This is a genomic window from Cohnella zeiphila, assembly GCF_014212055.1.
GTDB lineage: Bacteria > Bacillota > Bacilli > Paenibacillales > Paenibacillaceae > Cohnella > Cohnella zeiphila.
Genome location: NZ_JACJVO010000047.1, coordinates 20,547 through 43,393, shown reverse-complemented (window position 1 = coordinate 43,393; position 22,847 = coordinate 20,547). Strand labels below are relative to the sequence as shown.

Genomic DNA, 22,847 nt, shown 5'->3' with positions numbered 1-22,847 from the left:
TATCAAGGTGCAAGCTTTGAGCGTTTTTGCGGCAACATGAGGACAAGCAGTCGGACTTGGCGGCGTAGCTCAGCTGGCTAGAGCGTTCGGTTCATACCCGAAAGGTCGGGGGTTCGATCCCCTCCGCCGCTACCAACCTCATATCCCCTTTATGGAGGCTTAGCTCAGCCGGGAGAGCATCTGCCTTACAAGCAGAGGGTCGGGGGTTCGATCCCCTCAGCCTCCACCATCTTTATGCAGCATCTTGCTTCACCTCGCGGAGCCGTGGTGTAGAGGCCTAACATGCCTGCCTGTCACGCAGGAGATCGCGGGTTCGAATCCCGTCGGCTCCGCCATTTTATTTTAAAAATCATTTCCATGTATGGCTCGGTAGCTCAGTTGGTAGAGCAGAGGACTGAAAATCCTCGTGTCGGCGGTTCGATTCCGTCCCGAGCCACCATTTGTTTGATCCGGTATAAGCAGGCGGCGTTATGCGCATGCTACCGGCGGGCTTTGTGGAGGGTTAGCGAAGTGGCCAAACGCGGGAGACTGTAAATCTCTTCCTTCGGGTTCGGTGGTTCAAATCCATCACCCTCCACCATTTCATCTCAAATTTCGAGCCATTAGCTCAGTTGGTAGAGCACCTGACTTTTAATCAGGGTGTCGAAGGTTCGAGTCCTTCATGGCTCACCACCCAAACAAGCACAGACGCCGGGGCGTCTGTTTTTTGTTGCATTAGATCGAAACGCCAAGGGAGACGCCTTGGCGTTTTTTTATTGCCGAATGGAGATATTGTCAACGCTTTTGGAGAAATCGTCGGTCCGCAGAGCGGATTTTCGCCATTCGTTTTCTGATATTGTCCATATCCCCCCAGTCCCAACGTCCGTTAGTCTGAAGGCGAGATGCATCTCACTATTCGACTGGCGGAGGTTGGGAAATGAGAAGACTTTTAACCGCTACCCTGATCGCTATCATGACGGGCACGCTGTTAAACGCATGTTCTTCCAATGGCGACAACGAAAATAAAGGGGACGCGCAAGGATCGCCGAGCGGCTCGGCGGCTTCTGCAACGGCAGGGGCGAGCGCAAGCGAAGGAACGGGCACGGGCGCCTATCCGATTCAGACAGACAAGACATTAAGCTACTGGGCTGAAATGAACGGCAACATCGTCGGCACGAAAGCGGCTCTGGACGAGGTGCCGTTCTTCCAGGATTGGCAGAAGAAGACGGGAGTCAAGCTCAAGTTCACGTCTCCGCCGGCCGGTCAGGCTCAGCAGACGCTGAACATCATGCTGGCTTCCGGAGAACTGCCGGACATGATCGAGTATGACTTTCTGAACGGCTACCCGGGCGGACCGGAGAAGGCGATCAACGACGGCTATATTTTGAAGCTGAACGACCTGATCGACAAGGACGCTCCGAATTTGAAGAAATATTTGCAGGAGCATCCCGATATCGACAAGATGATCAAGACGGATCAAGGCAGCTATTACGCGTTCCCGTTCATTCGCGGCGACGAGTACTTGCAGATTTATCAGGGGCCGATTATTCGCAAAGATTGGCTCGACGAACTGGGCCTGCCGATTCCGGAGACGATCGACGACTGGACGGCAACGCTGCGGGCCTTTAAAGAGAAGAAAGGGGCGACGGCTGCCCTTACGTTCAACAGCAAGCCCCGGTTTTTCAACGATGGAGGCAACGGCGCGTTCATCGGCGCGTTCGGCGTGAACCGCGGCTTCTATCAGGAAGACGGCCAGATCAAGTTCGGGCCGGCCGAAAGCGGCTACAAGGATTACCTGAAGCTGTTTCAGCAATGGTACAAAGAAGGGCTGCTCGATAAAAATATCGCGACGGCGGACTCCAAGGCGGTGGACAGCAATTGGGCTTCCGGCCAGACAGGGGCGTCCATCGGGAACGCGGGCGGAGGCATCGGCAAATGGCAGCCTCTCGTGGCGGCGCAGGACCCGAAAGCCGAGTTGGTCGCGGCTCCGTATCCGGTCCTGAACAAAGGCGATACGCCGAAGTTCGGCCAGCGCGACAATCCGTACTCAAGCGGCGGCATGGTCGCCGTCACGACGAAGACCAAGGATCCCGACCTGGCGGTGAAGCTGCTGGATTACGGCTATAGCGACGAAGGCCGAATGTTCTTCAACTTCGGCACGGAAGGCGTCAGCTACAACATGGTGGACGGCTATCCGAAATACACGGATCTGCTCATGAAGAATCCGGACAAACTGGCCCCGGCCCAAGCGATCTCGCTATACACTCGCGGCAGCTATAACGGTCCGTTCGTTCAAGACAAGCGCTATGCGGAGCAATATTTCGCGTTGCAAACGCAGCGGGATGCCATCGACGTCTGGAAAAAGACGGACCAGGCGAAATATGCGCTGCCTCCGCTGACGCCCACGCCGGAGGAAAGCTCGGAGTTCGCCACGATCATGAACGACATCAATACGCTCGTGGACGAGATGACGCTCAAGATCATACTGGGCGACGAATCGGTCGATTCGTTCGACAGCTATGTCGCCAAGATGAAATCGCTCAATCTGGATCGGGCGATCGAGATCGAGACGGCCGCGCTGAAGCGGTACAACAGCCGGTAACAACCGAGAACGGAAGAGAGGGGCGGAAGAAGCCGCCCCTCTTCATTCAACAGGGAGGGAGAGTCGCCCGATGGCAAATGCGCAAGCAGCGCTGGGAAGCAAGCGGCCGGCCGGGGGCGCCGTGCGGAGGAACCGATTCGCGCGCGATTTTGGCGTCAACAAATATTTGTATCTGATGATGGTGCCGGTTATCGCCTATTACGTCGTTTTCCACTACGCTCCGATGTACGGCGCCTTAATCGCGTTCAAGAATTACACCCCGATCAAGGGGATTCTGGGCAGCGATTGGGTCGGTCTGGAAAATTTCAGCGATTTTTTCCACAGCTACTACTTCTGGCGCATTCTGAAAAACACGATTCTGATCAGCGTGTACACGCTCCTCTTCGAATTCCCGGCGCCCATCTTGCTGGCGCTGCTTCTGAACGAAATCCGCAGCAAAGCGTTCCGGCGCGCGGCGCAGACGGTCACGTACATGCCGTATTTCATCTCGCTCGTCGTCGTATGCGGCATCATCACCGATTTTACGAACTCGGATGGCGTGATCAATCATCTCTTTACTCTTTTCGGCTACGACGGCCAAGCGATGCTGCAGAAGCCGGGCTTGTTCCGACCTATCTATGTGTTATCCGAGATCTGGCAGCATGTCGGCTGGGAGTCGATCATCTACGTCGCGGCGCTGATGAACGTCGATCAGGAACAGTACGAAGCGGCGAGGATGGACGGAGCAAGCCGGCTGAAGCAGATGTTCTACATTACGCTTCCCGGCATCATGCCGACGATCGCCATCATGCTCATTCTCCGGATGGGCAATCTGATGAATGTCGGATTCGAGAAGATCATCCTGCTGTACAACCCCGGCACGTACGATACCGCCGACGTGATCTCTTCGTTCGTCTATCGGAAGGGCCTGCTCGAGTTCGGCTGGAGCTACAGCTCTGCCGTCGGCCTTTTCAACTCTGTCATCAATCTCGCCCTATTGATCACGGCGAACGCCGTGAGCCGGCGAGTCAACAACAGCAGCTTATGGTGAGGTGAGCTTGTGAAAAAGGAAGCGGGTTTGGGGAGCCGGGCGTTCGACGTCATCGTCTATACGATTATTGTGTGCCTGATGGCCGTGACGCTCTACCCTTTGCTCTACGTCCTGTTCGCGTCGTTCAGCGACGCCGGGCAGTTCGTCGCGCACCGAGGGTTCCTCTGGCGGCCGGTCGGGTTAAGCCTTAGCGCATTCGATAGCGTTCTGCGCAATCCGGGCATTCTGCTCGGCTACCGCAATACGCTTTTTATCGTCGTGGCCGGCGTGGCGCTCAACCTGATCGTGACGGCGCTGGGCGCCTATGTCTTGTCGCGCAAAAACGTACTGTGGAACAACGTCTTCATGTTCATGATCGTGTTCACGATGTTTTTCCAGGGCGGGCTCGTGCCGCTCTATCTGGTCGTCAAGGGAGTGGGGCTGCTCGATTCGCTATGGTCGACGATCATTCCGTTCGCGGTCAGCACGTTCAATCTCATTATCATGCGTACGGCGTTTCAAGGAATTCCCGACAGTCTGGAGGAATCCGCAAAAATCGACGGAGCGAGCCACGGTACGATCCTGACGCGCATCGTGCTGCCCCTCTCCATGCCGGTCATTGCCGTCATGATTCTCTATTACGCGGTCGACAAGTGGAACGGCTGGTTCTATGCGTCGGTATTCATCCGCAGCCGCGAACTGTTCCCGCTGCAGCTCGTGCTGCGGGAGATTCTCATCGCCAACGCGACGGACAGCATGTCGGCGGGCGCGGCCGCAGGCGACCGCTTCCAGCTCGGCGAGACGATCAAATACGCGACGATCGTCGTCGCGACGGCGCCGATCCTGTGCGTCTATCCGTTCGTGCAGCGCTTCTTCGTCAAAGGCGTCATGGTGGGATCCTTGAAGGGTTAGGACCCGAGCGGTTTGATATGGATTGCCCGCAGCCCGGACGGCTCTAACCGTCCGGGCTGCGGGCGCGCCGCGGAACCGGCTTTTCGTGGACGATTTCGTCAATGGCATTGTACATTTTCGCCATGTGCAGCGAATCGGGAGGGGGCTATAATAGAGAAACCCGAAGGAGGCCGTCTCCTGTCGCTCCAGAATCGACGAATGCGAGGAGAGCCGAATGAAGATGCGGTCTTTATGGCAAAAGCGCCAAAGCGTGGTGTTTACGTGGATCGTCTCTTACAGCGTCGTTCTGTTCGTTCCATGGATCATCAGCCTCGTGATCTACTCGCAGTCCAGCGACGCGCTTCGAAGCGAGATCACCCGGGCGAACGATTCTTTGCTGAAGCAGGCGCGTTACACGATCGATACGCAGATCGATCTGATGAAACGGCTCAACATGGAAATCACTTGGAATATCAAACTGCAGAATCTCATGTATACGACCAAGTCCCAGGGGGACGCTCAATTTACCGCCTATCAGCTTACGAGGGACCTGCTCACTTATCAAACGTCCTATGCTTCGATCGACGAATTCTATGTTATGTGGGAGAAGGAAGCGGCGGTGCTGCGCGCCGGCAACGTCCGCGATTTGGAAACCGCTTTCGCGACGATTCACGATACGGGCGCGATGACCTACGATCAATGGATCGATACGATCCGTCATTCGGAGAGCAACCAGTTTCTGCTGCTTCCCCGCATGGATTCGGCCTCGCCGCAAACTGCAATCGCCTACTTGACCCATCTGCCCAAAGACTTGAACGGCAGAGAGACGGGAACGGTCGTCGTCATGGCGGACGTCTCCCGCTTTCAGAAAGCGATCGAGAGCATCTCCGGCTTCAGCGGGGCCCAAGTACTCATTCTGAATCGGGAGAACGAGGTGCTGTTGTCCAACCTGCCGGCTACGGTCGATCAGGCCCGGCTCGTCCAACGGCTGGCTGACGGCGACGGCATGATGCAGGACGGCGATTACGAACTGTTCTCGATTCCTTCTTCCGTCTCCGACCTTAAGTACGCTTTGGTCATACCCAGCCGCATTTATTGGGAGAAGGCGGAATACGTCCGCAAGTTCGCGTATGCCAGCATCGCGATCAGTCTGCTCGGGGCGGGCGTGCTCACCTGGTTTTTCGTGCGGCGCAATTATTCGCCGATTCAGGAGCTCGTGCAGGCCGTCTCCGATAAAAGCGCGAATGCCGAGCGAACCTACGGGAACGAGCTTAGCTTTATCCAGCGAGCCATCTCGCAGGAGCGCGACGAGAAGGAGAGCATGGCGCTGCAGCTGCAGATCCACCAGCACGCGCTGCGCTCCAACATGCTGAATCGCTTGATGAAGGGAAGAATGGATTCGCCGATCCCTTACGAAGAAGCGTTCCGATCGTTCGGCATGAAGCTGCTGTCCAATCGCTTCGCGGTCATTTTGCTGGTCGTGGAGAACGCCGATCCGCTCTCTTCGGGTTTGCCGGGGATAGATGGCCAAGGGCGGACCAAGCTGACGCAGTTCATCATCACGAACGTGGTGGAGGAGCTCGCGGGACGCCGCCAGCATGCCGGATATGTGGCGGAGATTGACGATATGATAGTATGCCTGGTCAACTTCGCCGACACCGAACCGGCCCGGTTCCAGGAAGACTTATATGCCATCGCAACGGAAGCGCAATTGTTCCTCCTTCGTTTCCGGACCGACCTGACGATCTCGATCGGAGGCGTTCACGAATCGTTCTCCGGCATTGCGGAAGCTTATCGCGAAGCCGTCGACGCGATGGAGTACAAGATGATCCTGGGCAAGCGGGAGATTATTACATACGACGATATCCGCATCGATCCCGCCGACAATCTTCAGTTCGGCTACTATTATCCGCTGCAGCTGGAACAGCAGATCATCAACTGGATTAAGGCCGGAGAGTTCGATCAGGCGTCCCGGTCGATGGACGAGATCATGCGGCGGAACTTCAACAAGCCGGTCGGATCGTTGACGCTGGCCCGGTGTCTGATCTTCAATTTGGTAGGCACGATGGTCAAAGCGATCAACGAGATCGGCGGCGGAGAGAGCAGCGTTCTGGGCGGCAATCCGCTGTGGATGGACAAAATTATCGCTTGCGATACGATCCAGGAGATGCAGCGGGAGCTGTTCGCGCTGCTCAAGGAAGTCTGCGCGTTCGCGGAAGCCAAGCGGGACAAGAACGTCTCCGAGGAACGCGCTGCGTCGCTGCGTCAGTTGGCGGCCCGGGTCATTCGGCATATCGAGGAGGAATATGGCGACGCGAGCCTGGGCGTCAACTCGATCGGCGAGAAGTTCAATCTGAAGGGGAGCTATCTGTCGAAGCTGTTCAAGAACGAGACGGGCGAAGGCCTGCCGGATTACATCAATAAATTCCGGATCGAGCGGGCGAAGGGAATGATCCGGGACAGGCAATGTTCCATCGGCGAAATCGCGCGGCTCGTCGGCTACAACGAAGCGGCGACGTTCATTCGCGTCTTCAAGAAATACGAGGGCGTAACGCCCGGCAAGTTCAAGGAAATGATCGGTGCGGAGTGCATCTTGGAACCGACAAGGGGGAGCATCGGATGAAGACGAAGGGGGCTTCGGCGGCGCCGGCCCGGCTGCTGGCCGCCGTCGGACTATTGCTGCTGCTGAGCGCTTGCTCCCGGCCGACCCTCATGCTTCATGCCGGTACCGGCGACTCGGACGGCGGACGGGCCGAAGCGAACCGGCTGACGTACTGGGCCGAGCTGAACAGCAATGCGGCCAGCATCAAACCGACGTTTCAGGAGATTCCGTTCTTCCAGGAATGGCAGCGGCGGACGGGAGTCGATCTGACGTTCCTCCAGCCTCCTGCCAACCAGGCGAACGAATCGATGAACGTCCTGCTTGCTTCCGGAGATCTACCCGATATGATGGAGTTCCAATGGGACACATTCCCCGGCGGACCGGACAAGGCGATCGCCGACGGGTACATTCTCCGGCTGAACGACGTGATCGACCGTTACGCGCCCCATTTGCGGAATTACCTGAACGAGCATCCGGACATCGATAAGATGGTCAAGACCGGCTCCGGCAACTACTATGTCTTCCCGTTCATCCGCGGAGACGATCGGCTGCTTACGTTCCAGGGACCGATCGTCCGCAAGGATTGGCTCGACGAGCTCGGTCTGCCGATTCCGGAGACGATCGACGAATGGCATACCATGCTGAAGGCGTTCAAGGAACGAAAAGGCGTGAAAGCGCCGCTGACGTTCCTGGGCGTACCTTCGCCGCTGTTCGGGCTGGACGGCGGCGCGTTCACCGGCGCATTCGGCGTCCGGAACGGCTTCTATACAGACAACGGCCGCGTCAAGTTCGGGCCGATCGAGCCGGGGTACAAGCAATTCCTGGCGCTGTTCCGCGAATGGTACGAGGAGGGACTGATCGATCCGAACATCGCAACGGTCGATACGGAGACGATGGATACGAACATGCTCTCGGGAAGAAGCGGCGCCACGATCTGGAACGCCGGAGCGGGAATCGGCACCTGGCAGCCGTTCGTCCAGCGGAAGGACCCGGCCGCGCGGTTCGCGCCGGCTCCCTACCCGGTATTGAACAAAGGGGAACGCCCGAAGTTCGGGCAGCGCAGCTATCCTTACGGCGGCAGCGCCGGCGTGGCCATCTCGGCCAAGAGCCCGAACGTCGAAGAGGCGGCCCGCATGCTCGACTATGGCTATAGCCCGGAGGGCCATCTGCTGTTCAACTTCGGCGTGGAAGGCAAAACCTACGAGATGAGGAACGGGTACCCGACATACACCGGCCTGATCATGGACAACCCGGACAAGCTTCCTCCTTCGCAGGCGCTCGCGATGTATACGCGGGCCAATTACTTCGGACCCTTCGTCCAGGACGTCCGCTACTTGGAGCAGTATTTCGTTCTTCCCGAGCAGAAGGATGCGGTCCGAATCTGGTCCGATACCGACGCGGCGCTTCATCAGCTGCCGCCGATCTCCATGACCGAAGAAGAGAACGCGGAACTGTCGGCGATCATGCAGAACGTCGACGCTTTGGTGGACGAGATGTCCCTGAAAATCATCTTCGGCCTCGAGCCGCTGGACAGCTACGACGAATACGCCGCCGAGATCCGCTCGCTCGGAATCGATCGCGCGATCCGCATTCAGGAAGAGGAGATGATCCGTTACGACAGGCGATAGTGATTTTGTTCTTTTTTGGGAATCGTAAAGGGTAAATCGCCGATTCGGCCGACTGGAGGAGCTGCGGATGATTTACCTTTACGCGCTCGGCTATTCCTTTTTCCTTGTCCTGATTCTGGTTCCCGTCGCAAGAAGGATCGCGCTCGGGATCGGGTTCGTCGATCGCCCCACGCACCGCAAGGTCCATACGTCCCCGATCCCCCTCAGCGGCGGATTGGTCATTTATATCGGAGTGATCCTTACCGTCTTTTTGTTCCTCGGCAACAATCCGCTCTTTCGGACCTTGGCGATCGGAGGCGGCCTGCTCGTCGCCATCGGCCTGACGGACGACGCCTTCAAGTCGTTCGGGAAGGAGTTCCCGGTCTGGCCCCGGCTGCTGCTCTACATCCTCGTCTCCCTGCTTCCCTTGGCGTTCGGCGTCTCCATTGAGGGGATCTCGGCGCCGTCCCGGTCGGCGATGATCTTGTTTTCCGACGGGTGGACCGCCTTTTTTACGGCGTTATGGGTGTTCGCCCTGGTCAACATGATGAACTTCATCGACGGCATCGACGGCCTTGCCTCCGGCGTCTGCGTCATCTCCTCCCTGACGTTGTTCGCGGCGTCCATCCTCGGCAACCAGGGCGCGATCGCCGTCATCGCGGTGGCTCTGGCGGGAGCATGCCTGGCCTTCCTTACCTACAACTTCCATCCGGCGCGAATCTTCATGGGAGACGCCGGAGCGACCTTCCTCGGCTATACGTTGGCGGTTACGGCGATCGAAGGAACGCTGAAGGGGGCGACCTTCCTGTCGCTGTTCGTTCCCGTGCTTGCGCTCGGAGTGCCCATTCTCGATACGGTGATCGTTTTTTCGCGGCGGCTGTGGGAAGGCAAGGGGCTGCACCGGGCGGACAACCTGCATACGCATCACAGCCTGATGAAATGGGGATTGACCCAGGTTCAGACCGTCTCGTTCCTTTATCTGATCGCGGCGGTGTTCTCACTGATGTCTATCGTCATTGTGCTCATCCTAAAATAGCCGTCTTGCCCCGTTCCCGTTGGATTATGCTACAATGTGGATAACCACGGACGAAGGGCGTGCTGCCATGAACAAGTCAAAGTTGCAACGGCTGCAGCAATTGGTGGGCGCACCGGTTGAAGTTCGCGTCATTCCGAGAACTGAATGGGAGCAAGCGGGAGGAAGCAAGCATCCCGAGACCGGCGACTGTCTGGAACGGGCCGATTCAAGCTGGCTCCTGGCGAAGGCGGACGGCTCCGAGTTCAAAGTGATCGACATCCGCGCGAAGTTGACCCCGCTGGAGCGGGAATTGCTGGGCTGGGCGCTCAAGCCCGTGAACGCAAAGCCGCAAGCCGGAGCGTCGGACTCCGAACGGCAGGCCCGCAAGCTTGGGGATTGGATCGAGCAGTGCATCGCGGCCGGAGACGTCAGGGCCGAAGTGCCGAATCAATTCGAGCTGCGAAACCGGCTGTTCGACGGAATGATTCCGTTCCTGCTTCAGAACGAGCAGGCGGACGATCGCGAGCCTTCCTATGCGGAATTGGAGAAAGTATTCCGGTCGTTCATCTCCGACGACATGTTCCTCGTTCCGCTGCGGGAGCGCGAATGGCTGGTACTCGGCTCGGACCGGCTGCTCGCGGAAGTCGATTCTCCCGAGGAAGACGCCCCGGAGCAGGATGAGACGAAGGAAGTGCTCTATTCGCTTGCGACCGGGCTGCACCAGATGTTCACCGAGGAGTGGGGCGGGGAATGCCATGTCGCCGTAGGCATGCCGATCATTCCGACGGAGAGCCTTGTCCAGACGGTATCGACCCTGCGGGAAACCGTCTATCTCGGTAGGCGCTTCCATATCGGCATGCAAGTTCATTTGCCGTGGATGGTGCACCTGGAGCGCCTGCTGAGCGGCATCCCGGAATCGACGCGCGCGCGGTTCATGGAAGAGATGATGGGGCGCCCCGATCTGTTCACGGAGCCGGAGACGATTACGACGCTGGACGCTTTTTTCGCCATGGACTGCAACGTCAGCGAGACCGCCAAGAAATTGTTTATCCACCGCAACACGCTGCTGTACCGGCTCGATAAGCTGAAGCAGGAAACGGGACTCGACGTTCGCTCCTTCAACGACGCGGTGCTTGTCCGAATCATGCTGCTATTGTACAAAGTTACGAAAAGGAAATGAATTTTTTGTACGCTTTGTGCATAGTCATTCGCCGCCCCTCTGCGGTAAGATATTGCTGTACCTTAAACGAAGAGTTAGGGGGAACTTATACATGGCAGGCGTACGTTTGGAACATGTTTATAAAAAATACCCGGGTTCCGACAAAGCATCGGTAACGGACTTTAACCTCGACATTCAAGACAAGGAATTTCTCGTTCTGGTCGGACCTTCCGGTTGCGGCAAGTCGACGACGCTGCGGATGATCGCGGGCCTTGAGGAAATTTCCGAAGGCAAGCTGTACATCGGCGACCGCGTCGTGAACGACGTCGCTCCGAAAGACCGCGACATCGCGATGGTGTTTCAGTCCTACGCGCTGTATCCGCACATGAACGTTTATCAAAATATGGCATTCGGTCTGAAACTGCGCAAGTTCCGCAAAGACGAGATCGACCGTCGCGTTCGCGAAGCCGCTCGCACGCTCGAGATCGAGCACCTGCTTGACCGCAAGCCGAAGGCACTTTCCGGCGGTCAACGCCAACGCGTCGCCTTGGGCCGCGCTATCGTCCGCGAACCGCAAGTGTTCCTGATGGACGAACCGCTGTCCAACTTGGACGCCAAGCTCCGTACGCAGATGCGCGCGAACATCTCCAAGCTGATGAAGCGTCTGGAGACGACTTGCATCTACGTAACCCACGATCAGATCGAAGCCATGACGATGGGCGACCGCATCGTCGTCATGAAGGACGGCTTCATTCAACAAGCCGCTACGCCGGAAGAGCTTTACAACCATCCGATCAACCTGTTCGTCGCTGGCTTCATCGGCGCTCCGGCCATGAACTTCATCACCGGCCAACTGGTGGAAGAAGGCGGCAGCGTGCACTTCAAGGCGACCGGCGTCAACGTCGAAGTTCCGGAAGGCAAGGCTAAGGTTCTTCGCTCCAAAGGCTATATCGGCCGCGAAGTCATCATCGGCGTTCGTCCGGAAGACCTGCACGAAGAGCCGGTGTTCATCGAAGCTTCTCCGAAATCGATCGTCAACGCCAGCATCGAAGTGTCCGAGAACCTCGGTCACGAGATGTACCTGTATCTGAACGGTCTGGGCAAGGACAGCGTCATTGCCCGTATCGACGGCCGCTCCGGCCTGCAAGAAGGCCAGAACGTCAAACTGGCGATCGACATGAACAAGATTCATGTGTTCGACACGGAATCGGAGCTTAACATTCTCGAGAATTAATTCTTAATATAGAAGACGCCTGGCCTAATGGCCGGGCGTTTTTTGTTCGGGGCCCCCGTAAAGTACCTGAATAAGCCTCGAAGCTAAGCCCCGCTTTGCGGGGTTATTTTGCCGGGGAGGCTTTTCGTTGATTTCCGATGCTTTTTTAGATACGATGAAGATGACTACGGGAAGGGAGCTGTACGATGGCAAAAAAAGTGAGAGTATCCGAGCTCGTGCAGCAATTTCAATTGGAAGTGGTCGCCGGAGGGGATGGGCTTCGCCGGGCGATCGTGACGGACGACCTCAATCGGCCGGGCCTGGAAATGGCCGGTTATTACGATTATTATCCAGTTGAACGCGCGCAAATTCTCGGCAAGACGGAACTGGCATTCCTGGAGACTCTCTCTTCCGAAGAGAGATTGGAGAGAATGGAACGGATCTGCACGGACGAGACGCCGTGCATCATCATCACGCGCGGACTGGACGCGCCGCACGAGCTGGTCTCGGTGGCAGACTCCCGCAGCTTCCCGGTACTGCGCAGCAGCGTCGCCACGACGATTCTGCTGAGCCGGATTACGACATTCCTGGAGAAGAAGCTTGCTCCTACCGCAACCATCCACGGGGTACTGGTCGACGTTTACGGCGTCGGCATGCTGATTACGGGAGGTAGCGGCATCGGCAAAAGCGAAACGGCGCTGGAGCTCGTCAAGCGCGGTCATCGTCTCGTGGCCGACGACGCGGTGGAAATCAGGCAGACGGCCGATAACCTGCTGTACGGCAGCGCGCCCGAGCTGATTCAGCACCTGCTGGAAATTCGCGGCCTCGGCATCCTGAACGTGATGACGTTGTTCGGCGCCGGCGCCGTACGCACGCAGAAGCAGATCAGTCTCGTCATCCGGCTGGAAAATTGGCAGCAGGAAAAACAGTACGACCGCCTCGGCCTGGACGAAGAGACGACGAAGATCATCGAAGCGGAAGTACCGCTCGTTACCGTCCCCGTACGCCCCGGACGGAACCTGGCGGTTATCCTGGAAGTGGCGGCGATGAATTTCCGGCTCAAGCGCATGGGATACAACGCCGCCTTGCAATTCACGAATAAGCTGACGGAAGCGATCGCGGACGAGGATTACGAGTAAGCGGGACTCGGAGGAGCATTCGGATAGCAAGAAAGACCGGGAATTCAAGGATTGGAGAGAACATGGCAGCAGAGACTAACATCGATACCGTACTGTTCGACTTGGATGGAACCATAATCGATACGAACGAATTGATCATCGAATCGTTCCTGCACGCGCTGAAGGACATCGTTCCCGAAGCGTTCGGGAGGGAGCAGATTATCCCGTATATGGGGATGACGCTGGTCTATCAGATGCAGCAGTTTTCCGGGCGGGAGCAGGTGGAAGATTTGGTTCGGGCGTATCGGGAATATAATTTACGGCGGCATGACGAGATGGTGACGCTGTTCCCGGGTGTGGCGGAGGCGGTGTCCGCGCTTAAGGAGCGCGGATTCAGGCTTGGGGTCGTGACGACGAAGATGCGCGACTCGACGGACAGGGCGCTGCGCCTGCTCGGCATTCGTTCGGCGATGGACGTCATCGTCACGCTGGACGACGTGGAGCATCCGAAGCCTCATCCCGAGCCGGTGCTCAAGGCGATCGCGGCGCTCGGCGCGAACCCTTCCGCCACCGTTATGCTGGGGGACAGCGCGGCCGACATCCAATCGGCGGCAAGCGCGGGCGCGATTCCCGTCGGCGTCGCTTGGTCGCTCAAGGGAGAAGCGGTGCTGAGAGAGGCGGGAGCGAAGCACGTGGTGCAAGACATGAGACAGCTGCTGACACTATGCGGATGGGAGAAGATGCCGGGGTGAGACGGGTGGAACGCTATCCGGTGGACGGTCCCAATGCGCTGTGGCAAGTGTACCGGACGGTATCCCGCTGGAAAGCGGTCCGCAACTTCGTTTTCATCCATCTGGCACGATATTGTCCGGAGCTGTCGGTCAAAAACTGGATTTACCGGCGCGTCCTCGGCATGAAGGTGGGGCGGACGACTTCGTTCGCGCTGATGGTGATGGTGGACGTGTTTTTTCCGGAGAAAATCACGGTCGGGGACAACTGCATCATCGGGTACAACTCGACGCTGCTCACGCATGAGTACCTGATCAAGGAGTATCGGCTCGGCGAGATCCGGATCGGCTCGAACGTGATGATCGGAGCCAACGTGACGATTCTTCCCGGCGTCACGATCGGAGACGGCGCGGTGGTCGCGGCCGGAGCGGTCGTGCACCGGGACGTGCCGGCGAATGCGCGGGTCGGGGGCAATCCGCTGAGGGATCTCGGTCCGGCCCGCGAAGATGGCGTTAACGATTGAAGGAAGGTCGGGAGCGGGATGAAGATTCGCAAATCGTTGGCGTACGCCTTATGCGGGGGGCTGCTGCTGGCGGCCTGCCTCATGCTGCACGGGATTTGGGGTTGGGCGGTTCGTCCGGCGAACGCGGGAGCGGCCCATCACGTTTGGACGCGATTGCAGCCGGCCGCCTACCGGTCGAAAAAGTATTATTCAGGCAAAGTGATCGTTCTGATGTACCACGACGTCTCTCCCAAGCCGCTGAACGACAAGACGCTGACGGTCGACCGCTTCGAGACGCAGCTGAAGATGATGAAGGACGCCGGTTTCCATTGGATTACGATGGACCAGTATCTCGACTTCATGACGAAGGGGAAGCCGGTACCGGACAATGCGGTGCTGCTCACGTTCGACGACGGGTATGAATCGCTTTACCGGTATGCCTATCCGCTTCTCAAAAAGTACCATGCTCCGGCGGTCAGCTTCCTGATCGTGGAGACGGTCGGCAATCCGGCCGTCAAGGGCATCCCGAAGGTGACGTGGGATCAGGTCAAGGAGATGCAGGCGAACGGATTGGCGTTTTACAGCCACTCTTACTACTCGCACATAGAGATGCCCGTCTCCGCGAGCGGCAAGCGGGTCAGAGGCATTCTCGCCGCTCCGGTCTACGGACCGAAGAACGGGGTCAAACGGACGGAGACGCGCCAGGAATATTTGGCGAGAATCACGACCGACCTGGATAAGGCGGATCGGAAGCTTCAGCAGGAGCTGGGCAACTCGCGCGAGGCGCTCGCCTTCCCGTATGGAGACTATTCGCCGGATCTATTGAAAGTGTGTCGCCAACTGGGGATCGATGTGACGTTTACGGTCAAGAGAGGGATTAACGGTCCCCGCGATTGGAACGGATACCGCGTGAACGCGGGCGGCATGGCGGACGATCCGGCCGCGCTGCTGAGCGACATGGAGAAGGCGATTCCTCCCGCGAAGAGCCAACGGACTCAGGCGGCGGCATAAACGGGAGCATGGGGGAAAGAAAGCCGGGACGAATGGGAGACGAAGGCGGCGATATCCGGGATCGGGGCGCCGCCGTCTCTTCCGCTCGATCCCGGCTTTTTCTCGTCCTGGAAAGCCTCGTTCCGCTGCGCGAATCGGAAGATGCCGATGTGCCGGAAAAACGGACAAGACCTCCGTTTGACGGGCGGTTGACGCTCTACCCCTTTCATGGTAAAGTACAGAAAAGTCTTTATTTTGGCAGCATGGTAACATGGTAGTACTTTAATATAATAAAGCAGTGTGGATCGATAAAAGAGGTGAGATCGCGATGTCCAAACCGAAGGGCTTCGAGAAGCCGGTCGGCGTGAAGGATTATTTGCCCCATGCGGTGTCCAGGCTGCGGCGAATCGAGCGGGACGTGCTGGAATGCATGCGGCGGTGGGGATACGAGCAGATCATGACGCCCACCCTGGAATATTACGATACGGTCGGCGTGGCCAGCGCCACTTCGGACCAGAAGCTTTTTAAGCTGTTGAACCAGCGAGGAACGACGATCGTGCTCCGTTCGGACATGACGTCTCCGATCGCGCGCGTGGCGGCGTCGCTGCTGAAGGATCGTCCGTTTCCGCTGCGGCTCAGCTATCATGCCAACGTGTTCCGGGCTTTCGAGGAAGAAGCAGGCCGCGACGCGGAGTTCTTCCAGACGGGAGTCGAGCTGATCGGCGATCCTTCCTCGGAAGCCGATGCGGAAGTGATCGCGCTGGCCATCGCTTCCTTGCAGGCGGCGGGCGTGCCGTCCTTCAAAATCGCGGTCGGCCATGTCGGCTTCCTGAACGGGTTGTTCGGAGAGGCGCTGCCGGGCCGGCTTGAGGAGCAGGAGAGTCTGAAGGCGTGCCTGCTTCAGCGGGATTACGTCGGCTACCGGGAGACTTTGCGTCGCCTGGAGCTGGAGGATGCGGTCCGCGCCGAACTGGAAGGCCTTCTGCGGCTGCGGGGAGGAGCGGAAGCCGGCGAGCAGGCGCTGCAGATGTGCGGCAGCGAGGATGCCCGCGCGGCCATTCGGCAGCTTCTCGAGGTGTGGGAGGCACTTGGGGCTTACGGGCTTCAGCAGCATGTGATGATCGACCTGACGATGATCGGGGACTTCTCGTACTATACGGGCATGACTTTCGAAGGGTACGCGTCCCATCTCGGATTCCCGGTATGCAGCGGCGGCCGTTACGACAACCTGCTCGCGCAGTTCGGACGTCCGGCCGCGGCGACGGGCTTCGCGCTGAAGACGACGCGGATTCTCGACATCGCGGAGAAGGAAGAGCCGGAAGGCGCCGGCCGGACGCTCGTCGCGTACACGCGCGAGCAGCGCCGCGACGCGCTGCTCGAAGCGGAGCGGATGCGCGCCGACGGGCTGGCGGTGACGACGCTGGCGCTGGCGGCAGACTCGCCGGATTGGGCGGAGCTGCGGGAGAACGCGTCCCGGACGGAGACGTTCGCGTTCCGGGACGCCTGGTACGACAGCTTGCTCGTATACGGTATGGGAGAGGGGGAGAAAGCATGACGGAGAACGGCGCGCTGATGGTGGCGATGCCCAAGGGCCGCATCTACAAGCAGGCCAGCAAGCTGTTCCGCGAGGCGGGGCTGCCGATTCCGGAGGACTTCGACGATTCCCGCAAGCTGATCATCCCGGTGCCGGAAGCGAACATGGCGTTCATCATGGCGAAGCCGGTCGACGTGCCGACGTATGTGGAATACGGAGTGGCGGATATCGGCATCGTCGGCAAGGACGTGCTGATGGAAGAGAGCAAGGACGTCTACGAGCTGCTGGACCTCGGCATCGCGAAGTGCCGGATGTCGGTGATCGGCCTGCCGGGCTGGAAGCCCGTCATTCATCCCCGCGTGGCGACCAAGTACCCGAACGTCGCCTCGCAGTATTTCCGCGAGCGCGGCCAGCAGGTGGAAGTGATCCAGCTGAACGGCTCCATCGAGCTGGCCCCGCTGATCGGCCTGGCGGACCGGATCGTCGATATGGTGGAGACGGGGCAGACGCTGAAGGAGAACGGGCTGGTCGAGATGGAGACGATGTTCTCGGTCACGAGCCGGCTTATCGCCAACCGGGTCAGCTACCGGCTGAAGAACGACGCGATCCAGGACTTGTGCGACCGGCTGGGGCAGCGGCTCTCGGTGGGAAGGTAGCCGGCGGTCTTCGGACGCGGGCATGCCGGGAGGCGGTTAGAGTAACGCGGAAAAGTCGAGTTAGTTTGGCTCAAAGAGCGAAAATCGGCTGAGTAACGCGGAAAAGTAGAGTTAGTTTGGCTCAAAGAGCGAAGTGCGGCAGAGTAAAGCGGAAAAACCGAGTTAGTTTGGCTCAAAGAGCGAAGTGCGGCAGAGTAAAGCGGAAAAACCGAGTTAGTGTGGCTCCAAGAGCGAAAATCGGCTGAGTAACGCGGAAAAGTCGAGTTAATGTAATTCATAGAGCGAAATTCGGCTGAATAGCGCGAGTGAGTCGAGTTGCAAGGAGAAGCATGCGGCAGGATGTAAGCTGCATATAAGCAAAGAAGGAGGACATGGCCATGTACATCGGTTCGGCGCAAGGGTTCCGCTTGGAGCGGGAGAACGAGTACGGAACGCCCGAGCAGAACGAGACGGTTCGCGAGATCGTCGAAGCGGTGCGGCGAGAGGGAGATGCCGCGCTGCTGCGCTACACGGAACGGCTCGACAAGGTGAAGCTGCGGCCGGAGGAACTGCGGGTGACGCGCGAGGAGATCGAAGCGGCGTACGACAAGGTGGAGCCGGATTTTCTGGCGGCGCTTCGCCAGGCGGCGGCGAACGTGACCGCGTTCCACGAGAAGCAGAAACGAACGTCCTGGATGGACTCCAAGCCGGACGGAACGGTACTCGGCATGGTGGTGCGCCCCTTGAAGCGGGTCGGCTTGTACGTTCCCGGAGGCAAGGCGGCATATCCGTCGTCGGTGCTCATGAACGTGCTGCCGGCCAAAGTCGCGGGCGTGCCCGAGATCGTTCTCGTCACGCCGCCGTCCACCGGCGGGCGCGAAGGCATCGATCCGTACATTCTGGTCGCGGCCGCCGAGTCGGGCGTGACCGAGATGTACCGGATCGGCGGCGCGCAGGCGATCGCCGCGCTGGCTTACGGGACGGAGAGCATTCCCGCCGTCGACAAGGTGTGCGGGCCCGGCAATATCTACGTGGCGCTGGCGAAGCGCGCCGTGTTCGGCGCGGTCGACATCGACAGCATCGCGGGGCCGACCGAGATCGTCGTGCTCGCCGAGGATTGCGCCGATCCGCGGTACGTGGCCGCGGATATGCTGTCGCAGGCGGAGCATGACGAGATGGCGTCGGCGGTGCTGGTGACGACGTCGGAGGAGCTGGCGAAGGCGGTCGAGGCGGAGCTGGAGCGCCAAGTCGCGACGCTGCCGCGGCGGGAGATCGCCGAGGCGTCTCTTCGGCAGTACGGCGCGATACTGACGGTGGCCGACATGTCCGAGGGACTCGCGGTCGTCAACAAGCTGGCGCCGGAGCATCTGGAAGTGATCGCGAACAACCCGATGGAGCTGATCGGGGGCATCGAGAACGCCGGCGCGATCTTCGTCGGACCGTACAGCCCGGAACCGGTAGGCGACTACTACGCCGGACCGAACCACATTTTGCCGACGAACGGAACCGCCCGGTTCTCTTCTCCGCTGAACGTGGACGATTTTCTGAAAAAATCGAGTCTGATCCGCTACAGCCGCGAAGCCCTTCACAGGGATGCGGCGGGCATCGCGACGCTGGCCCGGCACGAAGGGCTGGAAGCCCACGCCCGGGCGGTCGAAATCCGATTGGAAGGTGGAGAAGCGAAATGACGGTTGGAGCGCGCACGGCCGAGGTAGCCCGCAAAACGAACGAGACGGACATCAAGCTGTCGTTCGGCGTGGACGGCACGGGGTCGGTCAACATCGAGACGGACGTTCCTTTTCTGAATCATATGCTGGACCTGTTCGCGAAGCACGGACAATTCGATCTTAGCGTCGAGGCGCGGGGCGATGTGGACATCGACGACCACCACACGGTGGAGGACATCGGCATCTGCCTCGGGCAGACGCTGCGGGAGGCGCTGGGAGACAAGGCGGGGATCAAGCGCTATGCCAGCGTGTTCGTGCCGATGGACGAGGCGCTGGCCCAGGTCGTCGTCGACATCAGCAACCGGCCGCATTTCGAATATCGGGCGGAATATCCGTCGGCGCATGTCGGCAGCTTCAGCACGGAGCTCGTTCATGAGTTTCTGTGGAAGCTGGCGTTGGAAGCGCGGATTACGCTGCACGTCATCGTCCATTATGGACACAATACGCACCATATGATCGAAGCGGTGTTCAAGGCGCTCGGCCGCGCGCTGGACGAGGCGACCTTGATCGATCCCCGCGTGAAAGGCGTGCCCTCGACGAAGGGAGTGCTGTAGCATGATCGCGATCATCGATTACGGCATGGGCAACCTGCACAGCGTGAGCAAGGCGCTGGAGCGGCTCGGCTGCGAGACGGCCGTTACCTCTTCGCCGGAGGAGATCCTGGCGGCGGACGGGGCGGTACTGCCCGGTGTCGGCGCGTTCGGCGACGCGATGCGCAACCTGCGCGAGACGGGGCTGGATGCCACAGTGAAGGAATTCGCGTCGCTCGGCAAGCCGCTGCTCGGCATTTGCCTGGGCATGCAGCTGCTGTTCGACGAGAGCGAGGAGCACGGCCGGCACGAAGGGCTCGGGCTTCTGCCCGGGCGGGTCGTCCGCTTCGAAGGGGATTATAAAGTTCCGCATATGGGGTGGAACGAGCTAACTTTCGCGCAGGCGTCGAATCCGCTGTTCGAGGGCTTGCAGCCGGGATACGTTTATTTCGTGCACTCCTACCATGCATTGCCGGAGAAGCGCGAGGATTTGCTGGCGACGACGGATTATCACCAGCCGGTGACGGCGATCGTCGGGAGAGGTTCGCTGTACGGCATGCAGTTCCACCCGGAGAAAAGCGGGGAGCTCGGAATGGCGCTGCTCCGCAATTTTACCCGACTGGTGCCGGCCCGATCTTTATAAATACTCTAAACTCTATCAATCGAAGGATGGAGATGCGGCATGCGTTTCAGACCTTGTATCGACATCCATCAGGGCAAGGTGAAGCAGATCGTCGGGGAGACCCTGCAGGAGGACGCCTCGAAGGTCGTCGAGAACTTCGTCTCCGCCCAGGATCCCGGCCATTACGCTAAGATGTACAAAGAAGACGGGCTGACCGGCGGACATATTATCATGCTTGGCGGCGGCAATCGCGAGGCGGCGGTTCAAGCCCTTCGCGCGTATCCGGAAGGGATGCAAATCGGCGGCGGCATTACGGCCGAGAACGCGGCGGAGTATCTGGAGGAGGGGGCGTCGCACGTTATCGTCACCTCTTACGTATTCCGCGACGGCCGGCTCGACACGGACAACCTTCGCAAGATCGTGGCGGAGGTCGGCAAGGAGAGGCTGGTGCTGGACCTCAGCTGCAAGGAACGGGACGGCAAGTGGTATGTCGTGACGAACCAATGGACGCGCTTCAGCGACTTGGAGCTGAACGAGGCCTCGATTCGGGAGTTGGAGAACAGCTGCGACGAATTCCTTATACACGCCGTTGACGTAGAAGGCAAGCGGGAAGGCGTGCAGGAACGGTTGGCGCGCCATCTGGCCGAATGGGTCCGCATTCCGACGACATATGCCGGCGGGGCGCGCTCGCTTGCGGATTTGGAACGTTTTCGCGCGATCACCGGCGGCCGGCTGGACATTACGATCGGCAGTGCGCTCGACATCTTCGGCGGAGCGCTCGCTTACCGGGAAGTCGTGAACTACTGCCGGCGGCTCCCGTGACCGCTGAACCGCAGAAGGAGGCAATCCCATGTTATCCAAAAGAATTATCCCGTGCCTCGACGTCAAGGACGGGCGAGTCGTCAAGGGAGTCAATTTCGTCAACCTCCGCGACGCCGGGGATCCGGTCGAGCTGGCGGCGCTTTACGACCGCGAAGGCGCGGACGAGCTCGTCTTTCTCGACATCTCGGCGTCCGTCGAGGGGCGGGCGACGATGATCGAGGTCGTCCGGCGTACGGCGGGTGAGATCACGATCCCGTTCACGGTCGGCGGCGGCATCTCGTCTACGGACGACATGAAGCGGCTGCTGCGGGCGGGAGCGGACAAAATCGGCATCAACACGGCGGCGATCCGCCATCCCGATCTGGTCACGGACGGGGCGCGGATCTTCGGCGCCCAATGCATCGTCGTCGCCATCGACGCCAAGTTCAACGCCGAATGGGGCGAATGGGAAGTGTTCACGCACGGCGGCCGTAATTCGACCGGCATCAAGGCGCTGGAATGGGCGAAGGAAGCCGAATGTCGGGGCGCGGGCGAATTGCTGCTGACGAGCATGGACGCCGACGGCACGAAGGACGGCTTCGACCTGCCGCTGACGGCGGCCGTCTCCGGCTCGGTCGGCATTCCCGTGATCGCCTCGGGCGGCGCCGGGAGCGCGCGGCATTTCGCGGAAGTGTTCACGGACGGACGGGCGGACGCCGGGCTGGCCGCGAGTATTTTCCACTATAAGGAAGTCACGATCCGGGACGTCAAGGACGCGCTGCGGGCGGAAGGAGTGAACGTGAGATGACCTCATCGAATCTAATCGAACAAATCAAATGGAGCGCCGACGGCCTCGTGCCGGTCATCGTACAGGATGCTGTCAGCAAGGAAGTGCTTATGCTGGCCTACATGAACCGCGAGTCTCTGCAAAAGTCGCTGGACAGCGGGGAGACCTGGTTCTGGAGCCGCTCGCGCGGAGAACTGTGGCACAAGGGCGAGACGTCCGGCCACACGCAGCGCATCGAATCGCTGCGCTACGATTGCGACGGCGATACGCTCCTGGCGCTGGTGAGGCAGAACGGCGCGGCTTGCCACACCGGGGCGTACAGCTGCTTCTACCGCGACGCGGACGGCGAGCTGCCCGAGGAGACGCGGCCGCAGCCGGACCGGTTCGCGGCGCTCGGCGGGCTCGAAGCGACGATCGCGAAGCGGCAGGCGGAACGGCCCGAGGGCTCGTATACGACGTATCTTTTCGACAAAGGGCTGGACAAAATCTTAAAGAAGATCGGCGAGGAATCGGCGGAGGTCATCATCGGCGGCAAAAACGGCGACCGTCAGGAAATCCGCTCCGAAGCGGCCGACCTGATCTTCCATCTGATGGTGCTGCTGCGCCAGCAGGACATCCCGTTGGACGAAGTGCTGCGGGAGCTTGAATTCCGCCACCGCAAGCCGGTCAAGAAGAACTGACGCGGACGGCGCGGCGGCGAGAAGATGCGGAAGCGGCGCCGCGAGAAGCCGGTTTTACGCGCGCGGGGACGTTCGATCGCCGCAAATTGGGCGAGACGAGCTTTTAATTATCCCC

Annotated in this window: 21 protein-coding genes and 6 tRNA genes; all 27 read left to right on the top strand. The window is 59.5% G+C overall.

Annotation, left to right across the window (positions count from 1 at the left end):
* Positions 1-58 precede the first annotated feature (58 nt).
* The 27 genes from H7C18_RS31180 to hisIE all read left to right on the top strand — a co-directional run bounded on the left by H7C18_RS31180 (position 59) and on the right by hisIE (position 22,732).
* Positions 59-135 (top strand) — tRNA-Met (locus H7C18_RS31180).
* An 18-nt stretch (positions 136-153) separates the two neighbouring features.
* A tRNA-Val gene (locus tag H7C18_RS31175) sits at positions 154-229 on the top strand.
* 29 nt (positions 230-258) lie between these two features.
* A tRNA-Asp gene (locus tag H7C18_RS31170) sits at positions 259-335 on the top strand.
* Between the two features lie 28 nt (positions 336-363).
* Positions 364-439, top strand: a tRNA-Phe gene (locus tag H7C18_RS31165).
* Between the two features lie 57 nt (positions 440-496).
* Positions 497-580 (top strand) — tRNA-Tyr (locus H7C18_RS31160).
* Between the two features lie 16 nt (positions 581-596).
* Positions 597-672, top strand: a tRNA-Lys gene (locus tag H7C18_RS31155).
* A gap of 244 nt (positions 673-916) precedes the next feature.
* The gene (locus tag H7C18_RS31150) at positions 917-2,581 is read left to right on the top strand and encodes an extracellular solute-binding protein (RefSeq protein WP_185133035.1); all 1,665 of its coding nucleotides are present in this window, start codon (positions 917-919) and stop codon (positions 2,579-2,581) included.
* Positions 2,582-2,651: 70 nt separating this feature from the next.
* Entirely contained in the window at positions 2,652-3,611 is a 960-nt protein-coding gene (locus H7C18_RS31145; RefSeq protein WP_185133034.1) for an ABC transporter permease, read from the top strand.
* Positions 3,612-3,620: 9 nt separating this feature from the next.
* Positions 3,621-4,502 (top strand): carbohydrate ABC transporter permease, encoded by an 882-nt coding sequence (locus H7C18_RS31140; RefSeq protein ID WP_337913965.1) that lies wholly within the window; start codon positions 3,621-3,623, stop codon positions 4,500-4,502.
* Between the two features lie 220 nt (positions 4,503-4,722).
* The gene (locus tag H7C18_RS31135) at positions 4,723-7,104 is read left to right on the top strand and encodes a helix-turn-helix domain-containing protein (RefSeq protein ID WP_238358091.1); all 2,382 of its coding nucleotides are present in this window, start codon (positions 4,723-4,725) and stop codon (positions 7,102-7,104) included.
* A complete protein-coding gene (locus tag H7C18_RS31130) occupies positions 7,101-8,711 on the top strand; it encodes an extracellular solute-binding protein (protein WP_185133032.1) in 1,611 nt (536 codons plus the stop codon). The genes H7C18_RS31135 and H7C18_RS31130 overlap by 4 nt, the downstream gene beginning before the upstream one ends.
* A 67-nt stretch (positions 8,712-8,778) precedes the next feature.
* Entirely contained in the window at positions 8,779-9,726 is a 948-nt protein-coding gene (locus H7C18_RS31125; RefSeq protein ID WP_185133031.1) for an MraY family glycosyltransferase, read from the top strand.
* A gap of 67 nt (positions 9,727-9,793) precedes the next feature.
* On the top strand, positions 9,794-10,885 hold the full coding sequence (locus H7C18_RS31120; protein WP_185133030.1) for a PucR family transcriptional regulator: 1,092 nt from the start codon (positions 9,794-9,796) through the stop codon (positions 10,883-10,885).
* 91 nt (positions 10,886-10,976) lie between these two features.
* On the top strand, positions 10,977-12,098 hold the full coding sequence (locus H7C18_RS31115; RefSeq protein WP_185133029.1) for an ABC transporter ATP-binding protein: 1,122 nt from the start codon (positions 10,977-10,979) through the stop codon (positions 12,096-12,098).
* A gap of 185 nt (positions 12,099-12,283) precedes the next feature.
* Positions 12,284-13,216: an HPr(Ser) kinase/phosphatase gene (gene hprK / locus H7C18_RS31110; RefSeq protein WP_185133028.1), complete on the top strand. Its 933-nt coding sequence runs from the start codon at positions 12,284-12,286 to the stop codon at positions 13,214-13,216.
* Between the two features lie 62 nt (positions 13,217-13,278).
* Positions 13,279-13,947, top strand: a complete 669-nt coding sequence (gene ppaX / locus H7C18_RS31105; protein WP_185133027.1) for a pyrophosphatase PpaX — start codon at positions 13,279-13,281, stop codon at positions 13,945-13,947.
* Positions 13,944-14,447: a DapH/DapD/GlmU-related protein gene (locus H7C18_RS31100; protein ID WP_185133026.1), complete on the top strand. Its 504-nt coding sequence runs from the start codon at positions 13,944-13,946 to the stop codon at positions 14,445-14,447. Before ppaX ends, H7C18_RS31100 begins: the two co-directional genes overlap by 4 nt.
* 18 nt (positions 14,448-14,465) lie before the next feature.
* The gene (locus tag H7C18_RS31095; RefSeq protein ID WP_185133025.1) at positions 14,466-15,437 is read left to right on the top strand and encodes a polysaccharide deacetylase family protein; all 972 of its coding nucleotides are present in this window, start codon (positions 14,466-14,468) and stop codon (positions 15,435-15,437) included.
* A 32-nt stretch (positions 15,438-15,469) separates the two neighbouring features.
* The gene (locus tag H7C18_RS31090) at positions 15,470-15,694 is read left to right on the top strand and encodes a hypothetical protein (RefSeq protein ID WP_185133024.1); all 225 of its coding nucleotides are present in this window, start codon (positions 15,470-15,472) and stop codon (positions 15,692-15,694) included.
* A gap of 50 nt (positions 15,695-15,744) precedes the next feature.
* Positions 15,745-16,971, top strand: a complete 1,227-nt coding sequence (locus H7C18_RS31085) for an ATP phosphoribosyltransferase regulatory subunit (protein WP_185133023.1) — start codon at positions 15,745-15,747, stop codon at positions 16,969-16,971.
* On the top strand, positions 16,968-17,606 hold the full coding sequence (gene hisG, locus H7C18_RS31080; protein WP_185133022.1) for an ATP phosphoribosyltransferase: 639 nt from the start codon (positions 16,968-16,970) through the stop codon (positions 17,604-17,606). The genes H7C18_RS31085 and hisG overlap by 4 nt, the downstream gene beginning before the upstream one ends.
* Before the next feature lie 377 nt (positions 17,607-17,983).
* Positions 17,984-19,273, top strand: coding sequence for a histidinol dehydrogenase (gene hisD, locus H7C18_RS31075; protein WP_185133021.1), 1,290 nt, complete (start codon positions 17,984-17,986; stop codon positions 19,271-19,273).
* Positions 19,270-19,866, top strand: coding sequence for an imidazoleglycerol-phosphate dehydratase HisB (gene hisB / locus H7C18_RS31070; protein WP_185133020.1), 597 nt, complete (start codon positions 19,270-19,272; stop codon positions 19,864-19,866). The genes hisD and hisB overlap by 4 nt, the downstream gene beginning before the upstream one ends.
* A gap of 1 nt (position 19,867) precedes the next feature.
* The gene (gene hisH, locus H7C18_RS31065; RefSeq protein ID WP_185133019.1) at positions 19,868-20,485 is read left to right on the top strand and encodes an imidazole glycerol phosphate synthase subunit HisH; all 618 of its coding nucleotides are present in this window, start codon (positions 19,868-19,870) and stop codon (positions 20,483-20,485) included.
* 39 nt (positions 20,486-20,524) lie between these two features.
* The gene (gene hisA, locus H7C18_RS31060; RefSeq protein ID WP_185133018.1) at positions 20,525-21,286 is read left to right on the top strand and encodes a phosphoribosylformimino-5-aminoimidazole carboxamide ribotide isomerase; all 762 of its coding nucleotides are present in this window, start codon (positions 20,525-20,527) and stop codon (positions 21,284-21,286) included.
* A 28-nt stretch (positions 21,287-21,314) separates the two neighbouring features.
* Entirely contained in the window at positions 21,315-22,073 is a 759-nt protein-coding gene (gene hisF, locus H7C18_RS31055) for an imidazole glycerol phosphate synthase subunit HisF (RefSeq protein ID WP_185133017.1), read from the top strand.
* A complete protein-coding gene (hisIE, locus tag H7C18_RS31050; RefSeq protein ID WP_185133016.1) occupies positions 22,070-22,732 on the top strand; it encodes a bifunctional phosphoribosyl-AMP cyclohydrolase/phosphoribosyl-ATP diphosphatase HisIE in 663 nt (220 codons plus the stop codon). The genes hisF and hisIE overlap by 4 nt, the downstream gene beginning before the upstream one ends.
* Positions 22,733-22,847 lie beyond the last annotated feature (115 nt).

Bases quoted from the DNA above. Each gene is read 5' to 3' on its own strand.
- H7C18_RS31130 (WP_185133032.1), top strand. From the start codon at position 7,101: ATGAAGACGAAGGGGGCTTCGGCGGCGCCGGCCCGGCTGCTGGCCGCC.
- H7C18_RS31095 (WP_185133025.1), top strand. From the start codon at position 14,466: ATGAAGATTCGCAAATCGTTGGCGTACGCCTTATGCGGGGGGCTGCTG.
- hisF (WP_185133017.1), top strand. From the start codon at position 21,315: ATGTTATCCAAAAGAATTATCCCGTGCCTCGACGTCAAGGACGGGCGA.
- H7C18_RS31085 (WP_185133023.1), top strand. From the start codon at position 15,745: ATGTCCAAACCGAAGGGCTTCGAGAAGCCGGTCGGCGTGAAGGATTAT.
- H7C18_RS31115 (WP_185133029.1), top strand. From the start codon at position 10,977: ATGGCAGGCGTACGTTTGGAACATGTTTATAAAAAATACCCGGGTTCC.
- hisIE (WP_185133016.1), top strand. From the start codon at position 22,070: ATGACCTCATCGAATCTAATCGAACAAATCAAATGGAGCGCCGACGGC.
- hisG (WP_185133022.1), top strand. From the start codon at position 16,968: ATGACGGAGAACGGCGCGCTGATGGTGGCGATGCCCAAGGGCCGCATC.
- H7C18_RS31150 (WP_185133035.1), top strand. From the start codon at position 917: ATGAGAAGACTTTTAACCGCTACCCTGATCGCTATCATGACGGGCACG.
- H7C18_RS31090 (WP_185133024.1), top strand. From the start codon at position 15,470: ATGGGAGACGAAGGCGGCGATATCCGGGATCGGGGCGCCGCCGTCTCT.
- H7C18_RS31145 (WP_185133034.1), top strand. From the start codon at position 2,652: ATGGCAAATGCGCAAGCAGCGCTGGGAAGCAAGCGGCCGGCCGGGGGC.
- H7C18_RS31135 (WP_238358091.1), top strand. From the start codon at position 4,723: ATGCGGTCTTTATGGCAAAAGCGCCAAAGCGTGGTGTTTACGTGGATC.
- hisB (WP_185133020.1), top strand. From the start codon at position 19,270: ATGACGGTTGGAGCGCGCACGGCCGAGGTAGCCCGCAAAACGAACGAG.
- hisH (WP_185133019.1), top strand. From the start codon at position 19,868: ATGATCGCGATCATCGATTACGGCATGGGCAACCTGCACAGCGTGAGC.
- hisA (WP_185133018.1), top strand. From the start codon at position 20,525: ATGCGTTTCAGACCTTGTATCGACATCCATCAGGGCAAGGTGAAGCAG.
- H7C18_RS31125 (WP_185133031.1), top strand. From the start codon at position 8,779: ATGATTTACCTTTACGCGCTCGGCTATTCCTTTTTCCTTGTCCTGATT.
- H7C18_RS31120 (WP_185133030.1), top strand. From the start codon at position 9,794: ATGAACAAGTCAAAGTTGCAACGGCTGCAGCAATTGGTGGGCGCACCG.
- hprK (WP_185133028.1), top strand. From the start codon at position 12,284: ATGGCAAAAAAAGTGAGAGTATCCGAGCTCGTGCAGCAATTTCAATTG.
- hisD (WP_185133021.1), top strand. From the start codon at position 17,984: ATGTACATCGGTTCGGCGCAAGGGTTCCGCTTGGAGCGGGAGAACGAG.
- ppaX (WP_185133027.1), top strand. From the start codon at position 13,279: ATGGCAGCAGAGACTAACATCGATACCGTACTGTTCGACTTGGATGGA.